Genomic DNA, 15965 nt, shown 5'->3' with positions numbered 1-15965 from the left:
CGCGGCGGTCGGGGCGGCTGACGGTGCCAGTCGATCAGTCCATGTCTTCCTTGGCCTTCTGGGCCCCGCCCTGGCTGCGGATGATCGCCCGCACCAGGAATCCGAAGCCGATCGCCATGACCAGCGGCGGCACGATCGCGCTGACGTAGTCCATCAGGTCACTCCTCCTCGGTCTTCTCCGCCGTCGCGGCGGAAGCCTTGGGTTCCGGCTTCACCAGCGGGAAGAGCACGGTCTCCCGGATGTTCTTGCCGGTCAGCAGCATGATCAGGCGGTCCACGCCGAGGCCCAGGCCACCGGTCGGGGGCATCGCGTACTCCAGGGCGCGCAGGAAGTCCTCGTCCACCTGCATGGCCTCGACGTCGCCGCCGGCGGCCAGCAGGGACTGCGCGGTCAGGCGGGCGCGCTGCTCGACCGGGTCGACCAGCTCGGAGTAGGCGGTGCCGATCTCGGTGCCGAAGATCACCAGGTCCCACTTCTCGGCCACGCCCGCGATGGAGCGGTGCTGGCGGGTCAGCGGGGAGACCTCGGTCGGGTAGTCCTTGATGAAGGTCGGCCGGACGGCGCTCTCCTCCAGCAGGCGCTCGACCATCTCCAGCACGATCTGGCCGTGGCCCCAGCTCTTCTCGAACGGGATGCCGTGCTCGGTGGCCAGCGCGCGCAGCTCCTCGACGGTGGTCTCCGGGGTGACCTCGGCGCCCAGGCGGGCGGAGATGCCCGGGTAGACGCTGACCTCCTCCCACGGCTCGGCCAGGTCGATCTCGTGCTCCACGCCGTGCGGGTCCACGCCCTTGATCACCGTGGTGCCCAGGGCGTCCCGGGCGGCGTTGACGATCGTCGCGCGGATCAGCTCGGCCTGGGTGTCGTAGTCGCCGTAGGCCTCGTACGACTCCAGCGAGGTGAACTCCGGGTTGTGGGTGGAGTCCGCGCCCTCGTTGCGGAAGTTGCGGTTGATCTCGAAGACCTTCTCGGCGCCGCCGACCACCAGCCGCTTGAGGTACAGCTCGGGGGCGATGCGCATGTACAGGTCGATGTCGTACGCGTTGATGTGCGTCTTGAACGGACGGGCGTTGGCGCCGCCGTGCACCGGCTGCAGCATCGGGGTCTCGACCTCGATGTAGCCGCGGTCCTCGTAGGTGCGGCGGATCGAGCGGACGACCTTGCTGCGCAGGTGCAGGATCTCGCGCGCCTCGGGGTTCACGATCAGGTCGACGTAGCGCTGGCGGACCCGGGCCTCCGGGTCGGTCAGGCCCTTGTGCTTGTCCGGCAGCGGGCGCAGGCACTTGGCGGTGAGCTCCCAGCGGTCCACCATCACCGACAGCTCGCCGCGCTTGGAGGTGATCACCTCGCCCTCGACGCCGACCTGGTCGCCGAGGTCGATGTCGGCCTTCCAGGCCGCCAGCCGCTCGGCGCCCAGCTTGTCCAGGGAGAGCATCACCTGGAGGTCGCCGCTGCCGTCGCGCAGGGTGGCGAAGCAGAGCTTGCCGCCGGTGCGGGAGAGGATCACCCGGCCGGTGATCCCGGCACGCTCGCCGGTCACGGTGTCGGGTTCGAGGTCCGGGTGCTTGGCACGCAGGTCCGCGATGGTGGTGGTACGGGGGAATCCGACCGGGTACGGGTCGACCCCGGCCGCCCGGAGCCGGTCCAGCTTCTCGCGCCGGACGCGCATCTGCTCGGGAAGGTCGTCGGTCGCGGGAACAAGGCTCTGATCGCTCACCCCACAAGGGTAGCCAGCCGTACACCGTGCTCCGTGACCGGATCGCACCGGAGGGGAGGCCGTCGGTTCGACGGCCTCCCCTCGCGGTCGGTGGTGCGGGCCGGTCAGCCGGTGCCGGTGGCGAGTTCGATCTCGTCGGGGGACTGCTCGGCCGGTGGGGCGGGGTGGGCCGGGGGCTTGGGGCGGCGGCCGAAGAGTTCGGCCGGGGTGGGCATCCGGTGCGGGCGGGGCGGGGTCTGCGCGGCGGCGGGCTGCTCCGGGCGGGAGTCCCGGGAGTCGGTGCTGCTCATCGTGGTCCGTCCTCCTACAGGGGTGGGGTGACTGCTCGGTGGTGCGGCGGGGTTCGGTACGGCCACCAGGTGGCGCGGGTGCCCGGTGGTGAGGGCGAGCCGCTCGCGGACGGCGGCCTCGGCCAGTGCGTGGCAGCGGCCGGCCAGCCGGGAGCGGCGGGCCCGTTCGCCGTGGCCGCAGGGCTGGCGGGACAGCCCGCGCAGTGCGGTGAGGTCCTCGGGGCCGGGCAGGTAGCCGTCGGTCACTGCCTCCTCCAGGCGCTCCAGGTAGCCGGCGGCGCTGCCGGGGAGGGCGGCGCGGTAGCGGCCGAGGTCGGCGAGCAGGAAGGCGCGCAGTCGGCCGCCCTCCTGGACGGCCTCGTCGATCGCCTCGGTCAGACGCAGGGCGTCCTGGACGTCCTCGGCCCAGAGCTCGGCGCCCGGCCCGGCGAGCGCCGTCCGGTCGGGCACCTGGAGGTGGACGGGGACTGCGGGGTGCAGGGCTTGGGCGAGGGCTCGGCGCAGCACGCGGACTTCGTCGGCGCTGAAGGCCATGCCGCCGCGCGATCCGTGTGGCGTAGGCATGGGTTGACACTACGTGAGGAATATCCGATTTGTCGGTAACGTCGCGCGGAATTCCGCACGGTCGGCCCGCTGGAGAAACCTTTCGCCGAGCCCGTGGCGCTGCCCCGTACCCACCCGGGACTCCGCCCGCCGGGCGCCGCTCAGCTCGGCCGGTTGCGCTCGTACACCAGGCGCAGGCCGATCAGGGTGAGCCAGGGCTCGTGCTCGTCGATGGTGGAGGCCTCGCCCAGGACCAGGGGCGCGAGGCCGCCGGTGGCGATCACCTGGACGTCGTCCGGGTCCTTGGCCAGCTCCCGGGCCATCCGCTCGACCAGGCCGTCGACCTGCCCGGCGAAGCCGTAGAGGATGCCGGACTGCATGCCCTCGACGGTGTTCTTGCCGATCACGTTGCGCGGGCGGGCCAGCTCGATCTTGCGCAGCTGGGCGCCGCGGACGCCGAGCGCCTCGACCGAGATCTCGATGCCGGGGGCGATCGCGCCGCCGACGTAGTCGCCGCGGGCGTTGACGGCGTCGAAGGTGGTCGCGGTGCCGAAGTCGACCACGATGCACGGTCCGCCGTACAGGTGGTTGGCGGCCAGCGCGTTGACGATCCGGTCCGCGCCGACCTCCTTGGGGTTGTCCATCAGGACGTGCACCCCGGTCTTCACGCCGGGCTCCACGATCACCGCGGGGACGTCGCCGTAGTAACGGCGGGTCACCTCGCGGAGCTCGTGGAGCACGGCGGGGACGGAGGAGCAGATCGCCAGACCCTCCACCGCGGCGTCCCGGACCGCGGTGCGGCTGCCCGTCAACCCCTGCAGCAGCACCGCCAGTTCATCGGCCGTGCGGCGCGGATCGGTGGAGATCCGCCAGTGTTCCACCACTTCCTCGCCGTCGAACAGGCCGAGTGTGGTCTGGGTGTTGCCGACGTCGATGGTGAGGAGCACGGGGACGCTTTCTGCGAGTCGGGACGGGACTGCTCTCGACCTGACGGTCAGGCGCGCAGGTCCAGGCCGATGTCCAGGATCGGCGAGGAGTGGGTCAGCGCGCCCACGGCCAGGTAGTCGACACCAGTCTGGGCGACCTCGCGCGCGCTGGCCAGGGTCAGTCCGCCGGAGGCCTCCAGCTTCGCCCGGCCGGCCACCAGCGCGACGGCCTCCTTCAGCTGGTCGACGGTGAAGTTGTCCAGCAGGATGAGGTCCGCCCCGGCGTCCAGCACCGGCGGGATCTGCGCCAGCTCGTCCACCTCGACCTCGACCGGCAGCTCCGGGTACGCGGCCCGGACGGCCCGGAAGGCCTCGGCCACGCCGCCGGCCGCGACCACGTGGTTGTCCTTCACCAGGGCGGCGTCCGAGAGCGCCATCCGGTGGTTGGCGCCGCCGCCGCAGCGCACCGCGAACTTCTCCAGCGCGCGCAGGCCCGGGGTGGTCTTGCGGGTGTCCCGGACGACCGCGCCGGTGCCCTCCAGGGCGTCCGCCCAGGCCCGGGTCGCGGTGGCGATGCCGGACAGGTGGCAGAGCAGGTTGAGCGCGCTGCGCTCGGCGGTCAGCAGGTCGCGGGTGCGGGAGCGCACCGACAGCAGCACCTGGCCGGCCTCCACCCGGTCGCCGTCCTGGACGTGCCGCTCGACCTCGAACTCCTCCTCGCAGACCAGCGAGACGACCGCCTCGGCGACCCGCAGACCGGAGACCACGCCGGCCTGGCGGGCGGTGAAGTCGGCGGTCGCGACGGCCTCGGCGGGCACGGTGGCGACCGAGGTGACGTCCTCGCCGCCGGCCAGGTCCTCGGCCAGCGCCAGGGTGGCGATGTCCTCGACCTCGATCGGGTCCAGCCCGGCCTCCTCCAGCAGCTCGGCCAGCTGCGGGTCCAGGCCGGTCTCGTAGCCCTCGCCGTCCCCGCAGGCGCAGCCGTCGCCGCAGCCGCCCTGGTCGGCCAGGGGGAGTTCCTCGTGCGCGTGGGTCATGGTTCTACTGCTCCTCGGGGGTGCTGACGGGGTCGCCGGAGGCGGCGAGGGTGGTGATCAGGTGGCGCCGCCAGTGGGCGTCGTCGCGCTCGGGGAAGTCCTCGCGCCAGTGGCCGCCGCGGGTCTCCTCGCGCTGCGCGGCCGCTGCGACCAGGGCCGTGGCGACCAGCAGCAGGTTGGCGGCCTCCCAGGTCTCCACCCGGGGGTCGGCCGGCTTCTCCTCGGCCACGTGGGACCGCGCCTGCTCGGCGAGCAGGGCCAGCCCGGCCGCGGCCTCGGCCAGCGAGGCAGCCGAGCGCAGCACGCCCGCGCCGCGCGACATCAGCCGCTGGATCTCGGCGCGCGACTCGGAGGTCGGCAGCGGCACGGCCTTGGCGGCCTGCGCGGCGGCGACGTCCACGGTGCGCTCGGGCAGTTCGCCGGCCGCGTGCCGCTCGGCCAGGTCGGCGGCGATCCGCTCGGCGAAGACCAGGCCCTCCAGCAGGGAGTTGGAGGCCAGCCGGTTGGCGCCGTGCACGCCGGTGCAGGCGACCTCGCCGCAGGCGTACAGGCCCGGGACGGAGGTGCGGCCGTGCCGGTCGGTGCGGACGCCGCCGGCGGCGTGGTGCGAGGCCGGGGCGATCGGGATCGGCTCGGTGACCGGGTCGATGCCGTGGGAGCGGCAGGAGGCCAGGATGGTGGGGAAGCGGTGCTCCCACATCTCGGCGCCGAAGTGCCGCCCGTCCAGGTACATGTGGTCGGCGCCCTTCTCCTGCATGCGCCGGGTGATCGCCTTGGCGACGATGTCGCGCGGGGCGAGTTCGGCCAGCTCGTGCTGCCCGACCATGAAGCGCACGCCGTCGGCGTCCACCAGGTGGGCGCCCTCGCCGCGCACGGCCTCGGAGACCAGCGGCTGCTGGCCCGCGGCGTCCACGCCGAGCCAGAGCACGGTCGGGTGGAACTGGACGAACTCCAGGTCGGCGGCGGCGGCGCCGGCCCGCAGGGCCAGGGCCACGCCGTCGCCGGTGGAGACGGCCGGGTTGGTGGTGGCGGAGAAGACCTGGCCCAGGCCTCCGGTGGCGAGCACCACCGCGCGGGCCCGGACGGCGCCGACGCCGTCGCGCTGGCCCTCGCCCATCACGTGCAGGGTCAGGCCCGCGGTGTGGCCCGCGGCGTCGGTCAGCAGGTCGAGGACGAGGGCGTGCTCGATCAGTTCGAGGTCCGGGTCGCTGCGGACGGCGGCGACCAGGGCGCGGGAGACCTCCGCGCCGGTGGCGTCCCCGCCCGCGTGCACGATCCGGTGGCGGTGGTGGCCGCCCTCGCGGGTGAGCAGGATCTCGCCGTCCTCGCCGCGGTCGAAGGCCGCGCCGACCGCGATCAGCCGGCGGACGGCGTCCGGACCCTCGGTGACCAGGGTGCGGACGGCCTCCTCGTCGCAGACGCCGGCGCCGGCCACCAGGGTGTCGTCCAGGTGCTGCTCGGGGGTGTCCCCCTCGCCCAGGGCCGCGGCTATGCCGCCCTGCGCCCAGCGGGTCGAGCCCTCGTCCAGGACCGCCTTGGTGACCACCATGGCCCGCAGGCCGGCCTTGCGGACGTTGAGGGCGACGGTGAGGCCGGCGATGCCGGAGCCGACCACGACCACGTCGGTGGTGGCGGTCCAGCCCGGGGCCGGGGCGGTGAGGCGGTGGGTGACGGACATGACTCAGTGGCTCCTTCAGCGCGTGGCCGCGGTGGCCGCGCCGTCCTCGTCACGGTACGCGCCCCTGGCCTGGCGGCCGGGGGGTGCCCCCACGTCACCCCGGAGCAGTCCGGTGCCCTCCGGGGCATCCGCCGGGTCCCCGCCGAGGCCGGTGATCCGGTTGTGCTCGTCCACGAAGACGACCTTCGGCTCGTAGCCCTTGGCCTCGGCCGTGTCCATCTGCCCGTAGGCGATGAGTATGACCAGGTCGCCCGGGTGGACCAGGCGGGCGGCGGCGCCGTTGATGCCGATCACGCCGGTGCCGCGCGGGCCGGCGATGGTGTAGGTCTCCAGCCGGGCGCCGTTGTTGATGTCGACGATGTGGACCAGCTCGCCGGGGAGCAGGTCGGCGGCGTCGAGCAGGTCCTCGTCCACCGTGACCGAGCCGACGTAGTGCAGGTCGGCCTGGGTCACGGTGGCCCGGTGGATCTTGGACTTGAGCATGGTGCGGAGCATTGCGGGTCACGCCTCCTGTGAGTGCATGCCTGAAGGGGGTTCTTACCGCCGGTGTTGCCGGACGGTTCTGTGCCTGGTGGTCACTGCCTAGCGGCAGATGACGTGGACGTTGTCGATCAGGCGGGTCGAGCCCACCTGCGCGGCGACGGCCAGCACCGCCTCGCCCTGGAAGTCGTCCGCCGCCTCGGAGAAGTCGTGCGGGTCGATCAGGGCGAGGTAGTCGAGGGTGACGCCCTCGGCGCCGTCCAGGACGGCGGAGGCGGCCTCGCGCACGGCCTTGGGGCCCTGCGCGGCGACGTCCCGGCCGGCGAACAGCGCCTTGGACAGGGTCAGGGCGTGGCCGCGCTCCGCCTCGGAGAGGTAGCGGTTGCGCGAGGACAGCGCCAGGCCGTCCTCCTCGCGGACGGTCGGCACGCCGACGATCTCGACGTCGAAGTCCAGGTCGGCGACCATCCGCTGGATGAGGGCCAGCTGCTGGGCGTCCTTCTCGCCGAAGAACGCGAAGTCCGGGTCGGTGATGTGCAGCAGCTTGGCGACCACGGTCAGCACGCCGTCGAAGTGGCCGGGCCGGGTGGCACCCTCGAAGCGCCCGCCCATCGGGCCGGCCGCCAGGCGCACCTGCGGCTCGCCGTTCGGGTAGACCTCGTCGACGGACGGCGCGAAGACCACGTCGGCGCCGTTCTCCTCGGCCAGCTTCACATCGGCGTCCAGGGTGCGCGGGTAGCGCTCCAGGTCCTCGGACGGGCCGAACTGCAGCGGGTTGACGAAGACCGTCACCGCGACCCGGCCGTCCCGGCCGACCTGCTTGCGGGCGGCCCGGATCAGCGCGGCGTGGCCCTCGTGCAGGGCGCCCATGGTCATCACCACGGCGTTGTCCACCGGCTGCTCGTCCGGCCAGAACGCGGCCTCGAAGTCGTCCACGGTGTGGGTGACCACGGCCCGGTGGACCTTCGGCGCCCGCTGGGCCTTGCTCGGCTGCTTACCGCGTGCCATCTAGCGCTTCTCCTCGTTCAGTACGTCCAGCAGCGCCGCCGCCGACGCGTCGTCGATCGTCCCGTTGGCGAGTGCCCGCTGCGCGGTGGCGCGGGCCATCGCGCGGTAGGCCGCCGGGATGTCCGGGGACACCGTACTGAGCTGCGCCAGGTGGCGCCGTACGGTGCCCGCGTCGCCCCGGGCGACCGGGCCGGTGAGGGCGGCGTCGCCGGAGCGCAGGCTGTTGTCCAGGGCGGCGCCGAGCAGCGGGCCGAGCAGTCGGCCGGGCTCGGCGACGCCGGCCGTGCGCAGCAGGTCCATGGCCTGGGCGACCAGGGTGACCAGGTGGTTCGAGCCGTGGGCGAGGGCGGTGTGGTAGAGCGGGCGGACCTCCTCGGGCACCCACTCGGGCTCGCCGCCCATCTCCACCACCAGGGCCTCGGCGACCGGTCGCAGCTCCTCGGGGGCGGTCACCCCGAACGGGCAGCCGGCCAGCCGGTCGAGGTCGACGGAGGTGCCGGTGAAGGTCATCGCCGGGTGCAGGGCCAGCGGCAGTGCCCCGGCCCGGGTGGCGGGCTCCAGGATGCCGACGCCGTGCGCGCCGGAGGTGTGCACCAGCAACTGGCCGGGGCGGACGGCGCCGGTGGCGGCCAGACCGGTCACCAGGTCGGCCAGCGCGTCGTCCGGGACGGTCAGCAGGACCAGGTCGGCGGCGGCCATGACCTGCGGCGGGGTGACGATCCGCACGCCCGGCAGCAGCGCGTCGGCGCGCCGGCGGGAGGTGGCGGACACCCCGGAGGCGGCGACCACGGTGTGCCCGGCCAGCTGCAGGGCGGCGCCCAGCGCGGGGCCCACCCGGCCGGTGCCGATCACGCCGACGGCGAGCCGGGCCGGGCGGTTGCCGGGGTCGTGGGGATCTCCGAAGGCCGGGTCGCCGAGGCCGTCGGCGAGCGGGGCGAACTCACCGGAGTCGGCGAAGTCGGACGAATCCATGTCCACCCTTGTCCTGAATGACCGTTCCGGTCCATCTGCGGGTACCGGACGTACCGCCCCAGTGTACGGGCGGAGCTAGTCGGAGGACCCGGCCCGGATCAGTCCGGCCTCGTACGCGAGCACCACCGCCTGGACCCGGTCGCGCAGCCCCAGCTTGGCCAGGATCCGGCCGACATGGGTCTTCACGGTGGCCTCGGAGAGCACCAGCCGGGCCGCGATCTCGCCGTTCGACAGGCCCTGGGCGACCAGCAGGAACACCTCCCGCTCGCGCTCGGTCAGCGGGCCCAGGACGTCCGGGCCGGGCGCGCTCTGCGGGGTGGGCAGCACCTCGGCGAAGCGGTCGATCATCCGGCGGGTCGTGGTCGGGGCGACCACGGCGTCGCCGCCGTGCACCGCGCGGATCGCGGCCACCAGCTCGGTCGGCGGGACGTCCTTGAGCAGGAAGCCGCTGGCCCCGGCCTTGAGCGCGGCGAAGGCGTACTCGTCCAGGTCGAAGGTGGTGAGGATGAGCACGTGCGGGGCGTCCGGCAGCGGGCTGCCGTCCTCGGCGAGGCAGATCCGGCGGGTCGCCTGCACCCCGTCCAGGCGGGGCATCCGGACGTCCATCAGGATCACGTCCACCTGCGTGTGCCGCAGCCGTTCCACGGCCTGGGCGCCGTCGCCGGCCTCGGCGGCGATCTCGATGTCGCCCTGCGACTGGAGGATCATCCGGAAGCCGGTGCGCAGCAGTTCCTGGTCGTCGACGAGCATCACGCGGATGGTCAAGGTGGCTCCTAACAGGGGAGGGGGGTTGGGGAGTGTCCAGCGGATCCTCGCCGGGGCCCGACGGAATCCACAAGACACTCCCTAGTGCGCCGTCTTGAGCGGGAGGACGGCGCGGATCCGGAAGCCGCCGCCGGGGCGGGGGCCCACGTCGAGGCTGCCGCTGACCATGCCGACCCGCTCGCGCATGCCGATCAGGCCGTGGCCCAGACCGTCCGTGCCGCCGGTGGCCAGCTGTTCGTCGGTGCTGCCGCGGCCGTCGTCCTCCACCAGGACGGCCAGCTCGCGTTCACCGAAGTCGACCGCGACCCGGGCGTGGACGTCGGGGCCGCCGTGCTTGCGGACGTTGGTCAGCGCCTCCTGGACGATCCGGTAGACCGTCAGCTCGACGCCGCGCGGCAGCTCGCGGGGGTGCCCGGAGGTCGCGTAGTCCACCTGCAGCCCGGCCGTGCGGACCTGCTCCAGGAGGTCCGGCAGCTCCTCCACGCCCGGCTGGGGCACGTACTCCTCGGCGGTGTCCGCGGTGCGCAGCACGCCCAGCAGGCGGCGCATCTCGACCAGGGCCTGCCGCCCGGTGGAGGCGATCGTGCCGAGCGCCTCCTTCGCCTGCTGCGGGGAGTTGTCGAGCACGTAGGCGGCGCCGTCGGCCTGGACGATCATCACCGAGACGTTGTGGGCGACCACGTCGTGCAGCTCGCGGGCGATCCGGGCCCGCTCGGCCGCGACCGCCACCTTGGACTGGGCGTCCCGCTCGCGCTCCAGCCGGGCCGCGCGGTCCTCCAGCTCGGTCAGGTAGGCGCGGCGCACCCTGGTCAGCCGGCCCCAGGCCCAGCAGAGGATGAACGGGGTGCTCATCAGCAGGGCGTACAGCACCGACTCGCCGAACCCGAACGGGCGGGAGACGTAGTGCCCGGAGCCGGCGGAGACCGTCCTGGTCGGGTGCAGCCGCCAGAACTCCAGCGGCCCGGCGGCCAGACCGGCCACCAGGGCGAGCCGGGAGGTCCACTTCTGGCCGAAGGCGGCGCCGGTGTAGGCGAACACCAGGTAGGCGATGGCGGAGGCGCCCGGTTCGACGTCGGCGACCACCTGGCCGAGGCCGATGCCGGCGGCGGTGGCCACGGTGACGTCGGGGAAGCGCCGGCGGAAGACCATCAGCAGCGGCAGCAGTACCGCGATCAGGATCTCGGAGTCGAGGAGCCAGCCGTCGTCGGGGTAGTTGCCGTTCGGCAGCAGGCCGAGGAGGAGTACGAACGACGCCCAGACGGCGTCGACCACCATGGGGTGACGGCGGAGCCAGGCGTTGAGTCGATGCACGTGTCCAGCCTAGGCAGTCGCACGAGGTGCCCAGGTCCGCCGGTAGGGCGATCCGTCCTACTCCGTAGGTCGGAGACGGGACGGCTCCGGTTGGGAGGGGTCCCCAGGAGCCGGGTAGCGTCGCGCCCCATGACGTGGATGCGCTGGGCGCCCGCCATGGAACGGGCCCTGTACGACCGGGACGGCGGCTTCTACCGCAGGCCGGAGGGCCCGGCCGGGCACTTCCGCACCTCGGTGCACGCCTCACCCCGGTTCGCCCGTGCGGTGGCACGACTGCTGCTGGAGGTTGACGCGGCCCTCGGCCGTCCGGAGGAGCTGGCCCTGGTCGACGTCGGGGCCGGGCGCGGGGAACTGCTGGCCGGCGTGCTGGCCGGACTGCCCGACGGGGTGCTCGCCCGGCTGCGCCCGTACGGCGTGGAGCTCGCGGAGCGGCCCGCCGGACTTCCGTCCACAGTCCTGTGGACGACGGAGCCGCCGCGCGGCGTGACCGGGCTGCTGTTCGCCAACGAGTGGCTGGACAACGTGCCGCTGGACGCCGGCGAGGTGGACGGGGACGGGGTGCTGCGCTACCGGGAGGTGGACACCGCGACCGGCCGGGAGCGGCTCGGCGACCCCGTCTCGGCGGCGGACGCGGCCTGGGCCGAACGCTGGTGGCCGGTCTCCGAGCCCGGGGAGGTGGTGGAGTTCGGGGCGCCCCGGGACGCCGCCTGGGCCCGGGCCGTGGCCGGACTGGACCGCGGACTGGCCGTCGCCGTCGACTACGGGCACACGGCGGGGCGGCGGCCGCCGTTCGGCACCTTCACCGGGTTCCGGGACGGCCGGGAGGTCGCCCCGGTGCCGGACGGCTCCTGTGACGTGACCGCGCACGTCGCGCTGGACGCCGTCGCCGTGCCCGGTCTCCACAGCCTGTGGACAACCCAGCGCGAGGCCCTGCGCGCACTCGGGGTCAGCGGTGGACGCCCGCCGCTCGCGCTCGCCTCCACCGACCCGGTGGCCTACCTGCGGGCGCTGAGCGGGGCCGGGGAGGGGGCCGAACTCACCGACCCGAGCGGGCTCGGGGCCTTCGGGTGGGTCCTGCAGGCCGTCCGCATGCCGCCCCCTGAGGTGTTCGAGAGGGCGGAAAGCCTGGAGCTGCCGCCGGGATGGCAGACTCTGGGGTCATGAGGGAGACCACGGTCGGCATCGGGGCGGGAGCCGAGAACTTCACCGGCGAGGCGGGCACCACCGACATGGTGCTCAACATCGGCCCCCAGCACCCGGCCACCCACGGCGTGCTGCGGCTGCGGCTGCTGCTCGACGGCGAGCGGATCGTCACCGCCGAGCCGGTGATCGGCTACATGCACCGCGGCGCGGAGAAGCTCTTCGAAGCCCGTGACTACCGGCAGATCATCATGCTGGCCAACCGGCACGACTGGCTCTCCGCCTTCTCCAACGAACTCGGCGTCGTGCTCGGCGTCGAGCGGATGCTCGGCATGGAGGTCCCCGAGCGGGCGGTGTGGGTCCGCACCCTGCTCGCCGAACTCAACCGGGTGCTCAACCACCTGATGTTCCTCGGCTCCTACCCGCTGGAACTGGGCGGGATCACCCCGATCTTCCACGCCTTCACCGCCCGCGAGGACCTCCAGCACGTGCTGGAGGAGGCCTCCGGCGGCCGGATGCACTACATGTTCAACCGGGTCGGCGGCCTCAAGGAGGACCTCCCGGCCGGCTGGCTCGGCCGGGTCCGCACCGCCGTCGCCACCGTCCGCTCCCAGCTGCCGGTCTTCGAGGAGCTCGTCCTCGGCAACGAGATCTTCCGCGCCCGCACCGCCGGCGTCGGCGTCCTCACCAAGGCCCAGGCCGAGGCCTACGGGGTCAGCGGCCCGATCGCCCGGGCCAGCGGCCTCGACTTCGACCTGCGCCGCGACGAGCCCTACCTCGCGTACGGCTCCGAGGAACTGCGGCAGGTGCTCACCGTCGTCACCCGCGAGGAGGGCGACTGCCTGGCCCGCTTCGAGTGCCTGCTGGAGCAGACCCTCAACTCGCTGGACCTCGCCGACGCCTGCCTCGACAAGATCGCCACCCTGCCGCCCGGCCCGGTCAACCAGCGGCTGCCCAAGGTGCTCAAGGCGCCCGAGGGCAGCACCTACGCGTGGACCGAGAACCCGCTCGGGATCAACGGCTACTACCTGGTCTCGCGCGGCGACAAGACGCCGTGGCGGCTCAAGCTGCGCTCGGCGTCCTTCAACAACATCCAGGCGCTGACCGAGCTGCTGCCGGGGACGCTGGTGGCGGACATGGTGGCGATCCTCGGGTCGATGTTCTTCGTGGTCGGCGACATCGACAAGTAGGGCCGGCCCGGCGAGGGGCCCGCACCGACCGGCAGGCCGGCCCCGGCGAGGGGGCCGTCAGTCCTTCTTGTTCTTCCTGACCGGGTCCGCCGGGTGCGGGGCCACCTTGCGGTCGCCCTTGGTGGCGATCCGCTCCTCGCACAGCCCGGCCAGCACCTCGTACGCCGCCTTGCCCATCAGCTCGGTGAGCTCGGGGCGGTAGCTGACGTACACCGGCACCGCGCCCTGGTGCGCGGCCGGGGCCCCGGTGCACCACCAGTGCAGGTCGTGGCCGCCCGGGCCCCAGCCGCGGCGGTCGTACTCGCCGATCGAGACCTGGAGGTAGCGGGTGTCGTCCGGGCGGTCGATCCAGTCGTAGGTGCGGCGGACCGGCAGCTGCCAGCAGACGTCCGGCTTGGTCTCCAGCGGCTCGCGGCCCTCCTTGAGGGCGAGCGCGTGCAGGGCGCAGCCGGCGCCGCCCGCGAAACCGGGGCTGTTCACGAAGATGCAGGCGCCGTCGACCCGGCGGGTCTGGCGGTCGCCGTCCTCGTCCAGCATGGTGACGCCGCCGTCCGACCGGAGCCGGCCCTTGGCGTCGGTGCCCTCGGCGAAGTTCTCCCACAGCTCGGGCGTCAGCCGGGCCGCGTGCCCCATGACGCGCTTCTCGTCGTCCTCGTCCGAGTAGTGCGCGCCCAGCGTGCAGCAGCCGTCGGACTCGCCGCGGCCCTCGCGGATGCCGTGGCAGCCCTGGCCGAAGACGCAGGACCAGCGGGAGGTCAGCCAGGTGAGGTCGCAGCGGAAGACCTGCTCCTCGTCGGCGGGGTCGGCGAACTCGACCCAGGCACGCGGGAAGTCGAGCGGGACCTCGTCGCGCGGGATCTCGCGGCGCAGGGTCGGCATCGCGAGGTCGACGGGGGCGGGGGAGGCCTTCGGCTTCGCCTTGGCCTTCTTCTTGGACGTTTCAGCTGGTGCCACCCGGCAAGGGTAGAGCTTCCCGGGGGCGTACGGGCCCGTGGTCGCGCCCGGGGCGTGCCCGTGGTCGTGCTCGGGGCGTGCCCGGGGTGCCGTGAAGGCGGGGTGAAGAGGTCCGGTCGTCGGCGCCGGCAGGGGCCGGCGCGTGCCTAGGATGGCGGCCGGTCCGCTACGGGGAGGTACGGGGATGGCAGACGGCAGCACCGGGAAGTCCGACGGCGACGGCGGCTCCTTCGCCCTCAAGCCGTGGGAACTGCACGGTGAAGGGCGGGAGTTCGAGAAGCTCGGGCGCGAACTGGGCAAGGCCGTGGGCACCCTGGAGAAGGACCTCGCCGCGCTCGGCACGCCCTGGGGGACCGACCAGCCCGGCAGCGCCTTCGCCGCCGTGTACGGCCCGGCGCACGGCGAACTCCTCGGCGGACTCAAGGCGTTGGCCGGCCAGGTCGGGGGCGTCGGCACCGGACTGCACACGATGGCCGAGCGGACCACCGACACCGACACCTCGACGGCGGACGGCTTCGGGGGCGGTCCCCGGCCGGCCACCGGGCCTGCCGCCCGGCCGGCCGTGTACGCCGTCCCGGCGGCGACTTCGGGGCCGGGGGCAACCCCGGGGGCGGCGCCGGCCGTCCCCACGGACATGTCGGTCTGAACGGCCCGGCTCGAAGGGGGAGAAGCGCGTGTCCCGGAAACTGCCCGAGGAACTGGTCCCGCTGCTGGCCCGGACCGGCCACCCGTGGCCGCAGGCCGACGAGGAGGCCCTGCGCACGGCGGCCGCGCACTGGCGGGAGTTCGCCGCCGAGGCCGACCGGATCACCCGCCGCGGCGGCGAGTCCGCCCAGCGGGTCGCCGCCGACAACACCGGCCACGCGGTCGACGCCTTCACCGCCTACTGGCGGACGTACAGCGACGGCGGCAAGGGCCGGCTGGCGGACGCCCACACCGCCGTCGGAGTGGTCGCCACCGCCTTCGACGCCGCCGCGCAGGCCGTCGACGGCGGCAAGGCCGAGATCATCGCCACCCTGCGGAACCTGGCCGCCGAACTCGAGCAGGCCCGGGAACAGGCCGCCAAGGTCCAGCAGACCGCCGCCGCGGTCTCCCGCAGCGCCGGGCGGACCGGACGGACCGGGGTGTTCGGCGGCCTGGAGAAGTCCGCCGCCGGCCTCGCGGACGACGTGAAGAACGCCGCCGCCGGCCAGGTCGCCGCAGGCGTCGAGGCCGTCGCGGTGGAGACCGCCGCCCTGAAGATCGCCGGACTGCTCACCGAACTCGGCCGCGGCATGAAGGACGCCCTGGCCACCGCGCTCAAGGACCCCGCCGCCGTCGCCCTGCTGCGGCTCGGCGCCGCCGCCACGCCGGGCGTCACCACCGCCTCCTACCGCACCAAGGGCGGCTTCGACCCGCGCGCCGCCGGACTGCCCGCCGCCCTCGGCGAGCCCGGCGTGCTCGGGAAGGACGGCACCGGGCTGATCGTGCTCTCCGGACAGGACGGCAAGCCCCTGGTCGGCGTGCCCGGCCTCAGCGTCAAGCTCGACGACCACGGGCAGCCCGTCCTCGGCCCGGACGGCAAGCCGGTCATCCTGCGCTCCGACGGCACCCCGGTCGCCGACGCCGCCGGGCTGCTGGTGACGACCGGGCCGGACGGCAAACCGGTGGTGGGGGTGGCCGACCTGGCCGTCCGGCTGGACGAGCACGGGCAGCCGGTGCTCACCGACCAGACGGGCCGGGACCTGCACGGGCTGCCGGTGGCGGACCTGACCGACCCGCGCGGCCCTCGGGACCCTCTCGACCCTCGGGACGCTCACGACCCGAAGGTGCCGGCAGTGGACCCGGCGGCTGCGCCCGTCGTGCCGTCCGTGCTCTCCGCCGTGGACCCCACCGTCGGCCAGGCCTCGGCCCCGGCCGCCGCTCCGGCGGTCGACGCCGCCCCGGCGGCCGCCCGCTCGCCCACCTCCCCGCCGG

The 15965-nt window shown here is 74.0% G+C and carries 14 protein-coding genes and 1 pseudogene; 4 read left to right on the top strand and 11 right to left on the bottom strand.

All coding sequences use genetic code 11. The features are described from left to right. Positions 1 to 158: 158 nt before the first annotated feature. The 10 genes from lysX to BG452_RS03190 all read right to left on the bottom strand — a co-directional run bounded on the left by lysX (position 159) and on the right by BG452_RS03190 (position 10689). Positions 159 to 1715 carry a bifunctional lysylphosphatidylglycerol synthetase/lysine--tRNA ligase LysX gene (gene lysX / locus BG452_RS03235; RefSeq protein ID WP_188302596.1) on the bottom strand — a complete coding sequence of 519 codons (1557 nt, stop codon included), beginning with the start codon at positions 1713 to 1715 and terminating at the stop codon, positions 159 to 161. A 104-nt stretch (positions 1716 to 1819) separates the two neighbouring features. Continuing rightward, on the bottom strand, positions 1820 to 2569 hold the full coding sequence (locus BG452_RS03230) for a hypothetical protein (RefSeq protein ID WP_188302595.1): 750 nt from the start codon (positions 2567 to 2569) through the stop codon (positions 1820 to 1822). A gap of 140 nt (positions 2570 to 2709) precedes the next feature. Next, positions 2710 to 3495 (bottom strand): type III pantothenate kinase, encoded by a 786-nt coding sequence (locus tag BG452_RS03225; RefSeq protein ID WP_188302594.1) that lies wholly within the window; start codon positions 3493 to 3495, stop codon positions 2710 to 2712. 47 nt (positions 3496 to 3542) lie between these two features. Then, positions 3543 to 4511, bottom strand: a complete 969-nt coding sequence (gene nadC / locus BG452_RS03220; RefSeq protein WP_188302593.1) for a carboxylating nicotinate-nucleotide diphosphorylase — start codon at positions 4509 to 4511, stop codon at positions 3543 to 3545. Between the two features lie 4 nt (positions 4512 to 4515). Next, positions 4516 to 6189, bottom strand: a complete 1674-nt coding sequence (locus tag BG452_RS03215) for an L-aspartate oxidase (RefSeq protein ID WP_188302592.1) — start codon at positions 6187 to 6189, stop codon at positions 4516 to 4518. 15 nt (positions 6190 to 6204) lie between these two features. After that, positions 6205 to 6684, bottom strand: coding sequence for an aspartate 1-decarboxylase (gene panD / locus BG452_RS03210; RefSeq protein WP_188302591.1), 480 nt, complete (start codon positions 6682 to 6684; stop codon positions 6205 to 6207). An 87-nt stretch (positions 6685 to 6771) separates the two neighbouring features. Further along, positions 6772 to 7677 carry a pantoate--beta-alanine ligase gene (gene panC / locus BG452_RS03205; RefSeq protein ID WP_188302590.1) on the bottom strand — a complete coding sequence of 302 codons (906 nt, stop codon included), beginning with the start codon at positions 7675 to 7677 and terminating at the stop codon, positions 6772 to 6774. Next, positions 7678 to 8649, bottom strand: a complete 972-nt coding sequence (locus BG452_RS03200; protein ID WP_188302589.1) for a Rossmann-like and DUF2520 domain-containing protein — start codon at positions 8647 to 8649, stop codon at positions 7678 to 7680. Positions 8650 to 8724: 75 nt separating this feature from the next. Next, a complete protein-coding gene (locus BG452_RS03195; protein WP_188302588.1) occupies positions 8725 to 9414 on the bottom strand; it encodes a response regulator in 690 nt (229 codons plus the stop codon). Between the two features lie 81 nt (positions 9415 to 9495). Further along, positions 9496 to 10689, bottom strand: a complete 1194-nt coding sequence (locus BG452_RS03190) for a sensor histidine kinase (RefSeq protein WP_223241688.1) — start codon at positions 10687 to 10689, stop codon at positions 9496 to 9498. Positions 10690 to 10854: 165 nt separating this feature from the next. On the opposite strand from BG452_RS03190, the gene BG452_RS03185 reads away from it, so the two are divergent. Continuing rightward, complete coding sequence (locus BG452_RS03185; protein WP_188302586.1) at positions 10855 to 11889, top strand: SAM-dependent methyltransferase; 1035 nt, start codon at positions 10855 to 10857, stop codon at positions 11887 to 11889. Then, positions 11886 to 13055, top strand: coding sequence for an NADH-quinone oxidoreductase subunit D (locus BG452_RS03180; RefSeq protein WP_188302585.1), 1170 nt, complete (start codon positions 11886 to 11888; stop codon positions 13053 to 13055). Before BG452_RS03185 ends, BG452_RS03180 begins: the two co-directional genes overlap by 4 nt. 57 nt (positions 13056 to 13112) lie before the next feature. Here BG452_RS03180 and BG452_RS03175 read toward each other — a convergent pair whose 3' ends face one another. Next, positions 13113 to 13934: a hypothetical protein gene (locus BG452_RS03175; RefSeq protein ID WP_188302605.1), complete on the bottom strand. Its 822-nt coding sequence runs from the start codon at positions 13932 to 13934 to the stop codon at positions 13113 to 13115. A gap of 259 nt (positions 13935 to 14193) precedes the next feature. Between BG452_RS03175 and BG452_RS03170 the strand changes: the two genes are divergently transcribed. Then, the gene (locus BG452_RS03170) at positions 14194 to 14655 is read left to right on the top strand and encodes a hypothetical protein (RefSeq protein ID WP_188302584.1); all 462 of its coding nucleotides are present in this window, start codon (positions 14194 to 14196) and stop codon (positions 14653 to 14655) included. A 28-nt stretch (positions 14656 to 14683) separates the two neighbouring features. Beyond that, positions 14684 to 15965 (top strand): annotated as a pseudogene (locus tag BG452_RS46905) (hypothetical protein); the annotation flags it as partial.

Source organism: Streptomyces sp. CBMA123 (assembly GCF_014596465.1).
Lineage (GTDB): Bacteria > Actinomycetota > Actinomycetes > Streptomycetales > Streptomycetaceae > Kitasatospora.
The sequence above is the reverse complement of the archived record's forward strand: the minus strand, read 5'-3'. Positions and strand labels throughout refer to the sequence as shown.